The sequence below is a fragment of the Polaromonas sp. genome (assembly GCF_018780625.1).
GTDB lineage: Bacteria > Pseudomonadota > Gammaproteobacteria > Burkholderiales > Burkholderiaceae_C > Polaromonas.
In genome coordinates, this window is sequence record NZ_JADMJK010000071.1 from 7,174 (window position 1) to 14,387 (window position 7,214).

At 64.4% G+C, this 7,214-nt stretch carries 7 protein-coding genes and 1 pseudogene; 4 read left to right on the forward strand and 4 right to left on the reverse strand.

The window, feature by feature from the left end:
- Positions 1–939: NADH oxidase (locus tag IV091_RS06470; RefSeq protein ID WP_293466663.1), on the forward strand; the 939-nt coding region annotated here is incomplete at its 5' end.
- A 38-nt stretch (positions 940–977) separates the two neighbouring features.
- Here the strand turns inward: IV091_RS06470 and IV091_RS06475 are convergent.
- From IV091_RS06475 to IV091_RS06490, 4 genes are all read right to left on the reverse strand, one after another.
- A complete protein-coding gene (locus tag IV091_RS06475; RefSeq protein ID WP_293466683.1) occupies positions 978–2,039 on the reverse strand; it encodes a VWA domain-containing protein in 1,062 nt (353 codons plus the stop codon).
- A gap of 31 nt (positions 2,040–2,070) precedes the next feature.
- Positions 2,071–3,036, reverse strand: a complete 966-nt coding sequence (locus IV091_RS06480; protein WP_293466665.1) for a DUF58 domain-containing protein — start codon at positions 3,034–3,036, stop codon at positions 2,071–2,073.
- A gap of 311 nt (positions 3,037–3,347) precedes the next feature.
- The gene (locus tag IV091_RS06485; RefSeq protein ID WP_293466667.1) at positions 3,348–4,370 is read right to left on the reverse strand and encodes a MoxR family ATPase; all 1,023 of its coding nucleotides are present in this window, start codon (positions 4,368–4,370) and stop codon (positions 3,348–3,350) included.
- Positions 4,371–4,379: 9 nt separating this feature from the next.
- Positions 4,380–5,315, reverse strand: a complete 936-nt coding sequence (locus IV091_RS06490; protein WP_293466669.1) for a trypsin-like peptidase domain-containing protein — start codon at positions 5,313–5,315, stop codon at positions 4,380–4,382.
- Positions 5,316–5,450: 135 nt separating this feature from the next.
- Between IV091_RS06490 and IV091_RS06495 the strand changes: the two genes are divergently transcribed.
- The 3 genes and pseudogenes from IV091_RS06495 to IV091_RS06505 form a co-directional block, all read left to right on the forward strand.
- Positions 5,451–6,299: a TatD family hydrolase gene (locus IV091_RS06495; RefSeq protein WP_293466671.1), complete on the forward strand. Its 849-nt coding sequence runs from the start codon at positions 5,451–5,453 to the stop codon at positions 6,297–6,299.
- A complete protein-coding gene (locus tag IV091_RS06500; RefSeq protein WP_293466673.1) occupies positions 6,293–6,790 on the forward strand; it encodes a DNA-deoxyinosine glycosylase in 498 nt (165 codons plus the stop codon). The genes IV091_RS06495 and IV091_RS06500 overlap by 7 nt, the downstream gene beginning before the upstream one ends.
- Positions 6,790–7,214: pseudogene (locus tag IV091_RS06505) on the forward strand (spermidine synthase); the annotation flags it as partial. The gene IV091_RS06500 and the pseudogene IV091_RS06505, both read left to right, overlap by 1 nt.

Genomic DNA, 7,214 nt, shown 5'->3' on the forward strand with positions numbered 1-7,214 from the left:
AGCGGCACACCGTCACGCCCGGTGGTCAGGGCAGACATTGCGCAAACCGCGATGGGGAGCATGGCCGGACGTCTGGATGCGTCCATGGCCGTGGGCAACGAAGGCGCTGGGGTGGTGGTCTGCGCCGGCTCGTCGGCCGAGGCTCAGGCCCTTCTCGGCAAGACGGTTGCCATGCTGGGCGGCGCCATGTACACGCAGTACCGGTGCATTCCTGTTGACCAGTGCATGCTGCTGCCCGAAGGCGTCACGGCGGCCCAGGGGGCTTCGTCGTTCGTGAATCCGCTCACCGCGCTGGGCATGGTCGAGACCATGCGCCGGGAAGGGCATAGCGCGCTGGTGCACACGGCGGCCGCCTCCAATCTGGGCCAGATGCTCAACAAGATTTGCATTCAGGATGGCATCGGTTTGGTCAATATTGTCCGCAAGCAGGCGCAGGAAGACCTCTTGCGCGCCCAGGGTGCGGTCCATGTGTGCAGTGCGAGCCTATCCACCTTCACGCAAGATCTGACGCAGGCGCTGGTGGCCACAGGCGCCACGCTGGCGTTCGACGCCACCGGCGGCGGCAAGCTGGCCGGGCAAATCCTCGCCGGCATGGAAGCCGCCTTGAGCCGGACCGCCACGGCCTACAGCCGTTACGGCTCCACCACCCACAAGCAGGTTTATATCTACGGTGGACTGGACCGTGCGCCGACCGAGTTCGCGCGCAGTTTTGGCATGGCCTGGGGCATGGGCGGCTGGCTGCTGTTCACGTTTTTGCAGAAGATCGGCCCGGACGCGGCGCGCACGCTGAAGGCGCGCGTGGCCAGTGAGATCACCACTACCTTTGCTAGCCGGTATACCCGGGAGGTCTCGATGACCCAGGCGCTCAGCCTGGACGAGATCCATGTTTATGCCCGTCATGCAACGGGCGAGAAGTATTTGCTGAAACCCAATGCTTAGCGTATAGCGCGGTGCACCGGATCGGCCCCGCCCCGGTGTCACAAAATCCGGTTGAACCACAGCAGCGACAAGCCGGCCGACACCAGCGCCAGCGCCGCTGCGGCCAGGGCCAGCAGCGCGGAGATTTCGGTTTCCTTTTTCTCGACCGTCAGCCGGGCGCTGAGCGTTTCATAGACCTTTTTCAAATCGCCTGCCGTGCCGGCATAAAAATACTCGGCCTGGGTGGCACGGGCAATGCCCTTGAGGGTTTCCTCGTCGAGCTTGACGCGCATGGACCAGCCCTCAAAACCAATGGTTTCGCCTTCCACCGTGCCGACGCCGACGGTGTAGACGCGCACGCCCCGGTCGGCGGCGGCCTTGGCTGCATCCAGCGAATCCACGCCGGTGGTGCGCTGGCCGTCGGTCAGCAAAATAATGGCACCCGAGGTATAGGAGCCGGGTGCGACAGGCGCGAAGTCTTTTTTGTCCGCCTTGCCGCCTTTGTCGGCTTTTCCGGCCTGGTCGAGCGAAATCCCGCGCTGGCGCTCCCGGCCGGTTTCCAGCGACTCCAGGTCAATGCCCGCATCGGGGAACAGCTCGGCCAGCGCCACCACCAGGCCGTTGCCAATGGCTGTGCCGCGTTGCAGCTGGAACTTGTCAATCGCCACCGTCAGGTCTTCGCGGCTCAGGGTGGGTGGCTGCACCACGGCGGCGGTGCCGGCAAAAGCCACCACGCCCACGCGCACATGGCGCGGCAAGTCGGCCAGAAACGCCTTGGCCGCGTTTTGCGAGGCCACCAGCCGGTTGGGCAGCACGTCGGTGGCGCGCATGCTGCCCGATACATCCATGGCGAGCATGATGGTTTCGTTTTGCGAGGGCAGGGTGACGACGGCAAATGGGCGCGCAGCGGCCAGCAGCATGGCGGCCATCGACAACAGGAACAGCAGCGGCGGAACATGCCTGCGAAAGCTCTGGCCTGCGCCCATGGCTTCCCGCACAATGGACAGGCTGGCGTAGCGCAAGGCCATTTTTTTCTTGCGGCGCAGCAGCCAGACATACACCGTCACCAGCAGCGGCAGGGCCAGCAGCAGCCAGAGAAATTGAGGCCAGAGGAAGGTCACGGGAAAGGTCATGGCAGTTCCTCCGCGCAGCTCAGGCGGTGCGCGTCAAGTGGACGGGCAGCCGGCCTGCCGCCGCAGGGCCGCCCGATGACCGGCTGCGCTGTTTGCGAAAATTGGCAAAACGCATGATCGCGCTGACCAGGTCATCCTCAGTGGACAGCTCCAGCGTGTCCACGCCGGCGCTGGAGAGGGATTGCCGCAAGTCGGCCTCGCGCTGGGCTGCGATGCGGGCAAAGCGCTTGCGAAAGCCGGCATCATGGGTATCGACCAGCAGTTGTTCACCCGTTTCGGCGTCGCGGATGGGAATCAGGCCAAGGTCAGGCAATTCCAGTTCCAGCGGGTCCAGCAGCCGCACGGCGACGACTTCGTGCCTTTGGGCGAGCTGGCCCAAAGGCTTTTCCCAGCCTGCTTCAGTGATGAAGTCGGACACGACGAAGACGGTGGAGCGGCGGCGCACCAGCTTGGCGGCCGATTCCAGCAATTCATGCAGCCGGGTGGGGCCTGCGCCGTCGGCCTGCGGCCTTGACTGCAGGGTGTGCAGCAGGCTCAGTACATGGTGGCGACCGCTGCGCGCCGGCAGGGCTGCGTCCACGCCAGCGCCGTACAGGACTGCGCCCACGCGGTTGCCGTGGCGGGTCAGCAAGCGCGCCAGCACGGCCACAAAATCGGTCAGGACCTGGCGCTTGGCGCTTTCGCTGGAGCCGAAATCCATGGAGGGGCTCAGGTCGAGCAGGAACCAGGCGCTCATTTCCCGGTCTTCGGTGAAAACGCGCACATGGGGCTGCTGTAGCCGGGCCGTCACGTTCCAGTCGATATGCCGCACATCGTCGTGGTACTGGTATTCGCGCAGGTCGGCCAGGTCCATGCCGGTGCCGCGCAGCAGCGTGCGGTAGTCGCCCTGCAGCAGCCCGTCCAGCCGGCGCAGCACCGTCCATTCGAGCCGGCGCAGCAGCTGGTCCGCGCTTTCGGTCTGCGATGCGAGCGGCGGCTTAGGCATGTGGGCCTCCCCAACCATCATTTGATGTCTTTACATGAATCGGCCCCGATTCGTCATCGCGAACGAAGCGCGGCGATCCATCGTCGAAAAGGCGGGGGCATGGATTGCCGCGCTTCGCTCGCAATGACAGAAAAGAATTGTGCGGGTTAAGGGTTCGTTTGCCGTTCTGGAACGGAACGAGAAGCTCGGTACGAACAGGCGCGATTCCCCGCCCGTCCAAGTACCGGCCGCGGAACCGGCTTTGCCGGGCCGCAGGCGGGGCAGCCCCCTCGGGGGGCAGCGACCCGCGCAGCGGCGGAGCGTGGGGGCTTTCAAGCCACGAGTTTTTCATGGGCGAGCGGCTTGGCGGGTGGCGGGATTTTGGCCATGATCTTTTCCACAATCTGGCCGGCGGAAAAGCCATCGGACAGCGCTTCGTACGACAGCACGAGGCGGTGGCGCAGCACGTCGGGAATCAGGTCGCTCATGTCTTCCGGCAGGGCATAGCTGCGCCCGCGCAGCAGGGCCAGCGCCCGGGCCCCTTCGGTCAGGTTGATGGTGGCGCGCGGGCTGGCGCCGAAGGTGATGAAGCGTGCCAGTTCCTTGAGGCCGTGCTTTTCAGGGTCGCGCGTGGCCGACACCAGCCGCACCGCGTACTGCACCAGCGACGGGTCCACGTAAATGCGCCGGCATTCGGCCTGCAGCGCGGCCAACTGGTCGGTGGTGGCTACCGCAGACACCGTCACGGCCGGGCCGGTGACGCGCTGGACAATCACGAACTCTTCCTCGTCGGTGGGGTAGTCCACCAGCACTTTCATCATGAAACGGTCCACCTGCGCTTCGGGCAGCGGGTAGGTGCCTTCGGTTTCAATCGGGTTTTGCGTCGCCATCACCAGAAAGGGCGAAGGCACCTTGTGGGTGACGCCGGCAATCGTCACCTGCCGCTCCTGCATCACTTCCAGCAGCGCGCTTTGCACCTTGGCGGGCGCGCGGTTGATCTCGTCGGCCAGCAGCAGGTTGGTGAACACCGGGCCCAGGGAGGTGCTGAAGTCGCCGGTTTTCTGGTTGTAAATCCGGGTGCCCACCAGGTCGGCCGGCACCAGGTCGGGCGTGAACTGGATGCGTTTGAAGTTGCCCTGGATGGTGTTGGCCAGGGTTTTGATGGTCAGGGTCTTGGCCAGCCCGGGCACGCCTTCCACCAGCAGGTGCCCTTGCGCCAGGATGGCGACCATGACGCGCTCCAGGAACCGGTCCTGCCCGACCACCACGCGTTTGACCTCGTAGAGGATTTGCTCCATCAACTGGGCGGTGGCGTCGTGGCCGGTGGGCAGGTGATCAACGCGGTTCGAGTCCATACAGGTCCTTCAGAAGGGAGGCATGCCGGCTGCAGCGGCGGCGTTTTCAATCGGCACGGCGAACCCGATGCCGACAAAGGTGCGTTGCTGGTTGGGGTTGTAGATGGCGGTCACGATGCCGATCACCTCGCCGTCCATGGTGACCAGCGGTCCGCCCGAATTGCCGGGGTTGGCGGCCGCGTCGAACTGGATCAGGTTGGGGATTTGCTGCTTGCCTTCGGGCGAGCGGAAGGTTCGCTGAAGCCCCGAAACGACGCCGGCTGACGCGGAAGGCCCAATGCCGAAGGGGTAGCCCACCGCGACGACCTGATCGCCCGGCGCCAGGTCGGTGGTGGAGCGCAGGGTGGCGGCCACCAGGTCGTCAGGAATCTTGTGTGCCTGCAGCACCGCCAGGTCATTTTCCAGCTGCACGCCGGTGATGCTGGCGGTGGACTCCAGGCCGTCCGCAAACGTGACCTTGATGGTGTGGGCGCCTTCCACCACATGCAGGTTGGTAAGGATGACGCCCTTGTCCACGATGACCACGCCGGTGCCCACGCTGCGTTCGGCGTCTTCCTTGCCGTCCTTGGTCTTGGTGCTTTTTCCCAGGCCCACTACGCGCACCACCGATGGAATGATGGCACCATAGGCTTTGGCTGCGGCGGAGGGCAGGACCGTGGTTTCCAGCGTCTTCAGGACGGCGGCATGGATGTCTTTCTGGGTCAGCGGGCGCGCCGCAGGCCGCAGCGGGACGGCCAGGCTGAGGGCCAGCATCAAAGCCAGCAGGCCCACCACGGACCAGAGCAGGTAAATCTGATGGACTGCGGCGCGCTGCTGCCAACGTGACCAGCGGGAAGGGGTTTGCGGCGCAAGCGATGCGCTGGGGTGAGTGCCGCCCGGGCCGCCGCTGCCACCGGGATCGTGGCTGGCGCGGCGGGAGCTACTGTAAAGGGCAGGCCTTCGCATCCGTTCACCTGTAAGGGCTAAGTCAAAACCGGGTCAGCAACCCGCCAAATAACAACTGCACCGTAGCACGATTTTTTCATTCCTGCACGCACGTTTGTGTTTCAGTCTCCAAACGGTGTATGGTGGCTGCCCTGTATGACCTTCTGGATTGATACCCACTGCCACCTCGACGCCAGCGAGTTTTCCGCCGACGTGGCGTTGGTGCGCGCCCGCGCGCTCGATTGCGGGGTGATTCATTGCGTGCTGCCGGCAGTGCGGGTCGGCAACTTTGGCGCTGTGCGCAAGCTGGCGCATGATTTTTCCTTCAGCTACGCGCTGGGAATTCATCCGCTGTACGTGCCCGAGGCGCACGAAGATGACCTGCTGGCGCTGGATGCCGAACTGGAACGCAGGCGGTCCGACCCGCGCCTGGTGGCCGTGGGCGAAATCGGCCTTGATTATTTTGTGCCTGCGCTGACCCAAAGCCCCCTGCGCGAGCGACAGGCGTACTTTTACCGTGAGCAGCTCAAGCTGGCGCGCAAACACGGTCTGCCCGTGATCCTGCATGTGCGGCGTTCGGCCGACCAATTGCTCAAGCACCTGCGCGCGCTGGCGCCTGAAGGCGGCTGGCGCGGTATTGCCCATGCATTCAATGGCAGTGAACAGCAGGCCCTGGAATTCATCAAGCTGGGTTTCAAACTCGGCTTTGGCGGCGCGCTCACGTATGACACAGCGCGCCAGCTCCGGCGCCTGGCCGCCGGGCTGCCGCTGGATGCGCTGGTGATGGAAACCGACGCGCCCGACATGCCGCCGCACTGGCGTTACACCCCGGCTGCGCAGCGTGAAACGGGCGTGGCGCAGGGCCGCAACGAGCCTGGCGAGTTGCCGCGCATGGCGCAGCAGGTGGCTGACTTGCGCGGCATGCCGCTTGAAACGCTGGCCCGGGCGACGACGGCGAATGCGCTGCAGGCCTTGCCCAAGCTGCGGGGGCTGATTGCATGCTGACAGGCCTGCCGCCCCTGGTCTCTGGCCAGACCCGCCTGCTGATACTGGGCAGTTTTCCGGGCGTGGCCTCGCTGGCGGCGCAGCAGTACTATGGGCACCCGCAAAACCACTTCTGGAAGATTTTGCAAGCCATTTGGCCCTCTATCCCAATAGGAGCGGGTGAAGATGGCTATAAAATTCGTAGCGAATGGCTGTTGTCCCGCCAACTGGGCCTGTGGGATGTGTACGCATCCTGCGAACGGGAGGGCAGCCTGGACAGCGCGATCCGCCGCCCGGTGGTGAATGATTTTGCAGCCCTGCAGCGGCTGTGTCCAGCGCTGCAAGCGATTGCCCACAACGGCGGCGAGAGCTTCAAGCACGCCAAGCACACCTCGCAGCTGGGCGTACCGGTTTACAGACTCCCCTCCACCAGCCCGGCCAATGCGTCCTGGTCGTTTGACCGCAAACTCGCGGCCTGGCGCGAGGTTTTTGAAAAACAGGGATTGATTTAATGTCGAAAAAAGAACCGGCGAAAGCCAGCGCAGACCTTCCGGAGGTCAATTTCTCGGACTACGGCGATGTGCGCTTTCTGCACCTGGGCAGCGAGTGGGTGCAGGGCTCCATGCTGCGCGATGCGCCCTATGACATCGAGCTGGAATATGTGCAGCGCATGATGGCGGGGCTGCTGTTCATCGATGCGGCGTCGGTGGCCAAAAAACACGCGATGCAGCTAGGGCTCGGGTCGGCCGCCTTGACCAAGTTTTGTTACAAAAAGCTGCGCATGAAAACCACGGCCATTGAAATCAACCCGCAGGTGATCACCGCATGCCGAGTCTGGTTCAAGCTGCCGCAAGACGATCTTCGCCTGCGCGTGATCGAGGCCGATGCCGGCCTGGAGATCCAGAAACCGGAGCACCAGGGCACGGTCGACTTGCT

Excerpts from the sequence above, each read along its gene's own strand:
- IV091_RS06485 (WP_293466667.1), bottom strand. The coding sequence starts at position 4,370 with ATGGACTCGAACCGCGTTGATCACCTGCCCACCGGCCACGACGCCACC.
- IV091_RS06490 (WP_293466669.1), bottom strand. The coding sequence starts at position 5,315 with ATGCGAAGGCCTGCCCTTTACAGTAGCTCCCGCCGCGCCAGCCACGAT.
- IV091_RS06500 (WP_293466673.1), top strand. The coding sequence starts at position 6,293 with ATGCTGACAGGCCTGCCGCCCCTGGTCTCTGGCCAGACCCGCCTGCTG.
- IV091_RS06495 (WP_293466671.1), top strand. The coding sequence starts at position 5,451 with ATGACCTTCTGGATTGATACCCACTGCCACCTCGACGCCAGCGAGTTT.
- IV091_RS06480 (WP_293466665.1), bottom strand. The coding sequence starts at position 3,036 with ATGCCTAAGCCGCCGCTCGCATCGCAGACCGAAAGCGCGGACCAGCTG.